Annotated in this window: 1 protein-coding gene; it reads left to right on the plus strand. The window is 31.7% G+C overall.

Annotation, left to right across the window (positions count from 1 at the left end; all coding sequences use genetic code 11):
- The coding region (locus ABOA88_RS24070) for an FAD-dependent oxidoreductase (protein WP_440128002.1) at positions 1-338 on the plus strand (338 nt) is incomplete at both ends.

Genomic DNA, 338 nt, shown 5'->3' on the forward strand with positions numbered 1-338 from the left:
GGAGTAGTTAAAAAACTAACAGGTGGAGTTAAATACTTATTAGACAAAAATAAAGTAACTCAAATCAAAGGTGATGCTGTTGCACTAGATAAAAACACTATTAGTGTAAATGGTAAAAATTACCGTGCAAATAACTTAGTAGTTGCTACAGGATCAGTTCCTAACCATTTACCATTACCAGGATTTGATGAAGGAAGAAAATCTGGAGTTATTCTTGATTCAACAGGTATTTTATCAATACCTAAAATTCCTGAATCATTAGTTGTTATTGGTGGAGGAGTTATTGGTATCGAATTTGGATGTCTATTTGCAAGTTTAGGTACTAAAGTTACTGTTTT

Origin of the sequence: Pseudomonas sp. PKS (assembly GCF_051913525.1) — a bacterium.
GTDB classification, from domain to species: domain Bacteria; phylum Pseudomonadota; class Gammaproteobacteria; order Pseudomonadales; family Pseudomonadaceae; genus Aquipseudomonas; species Aquipseudomonas guariconensis_D.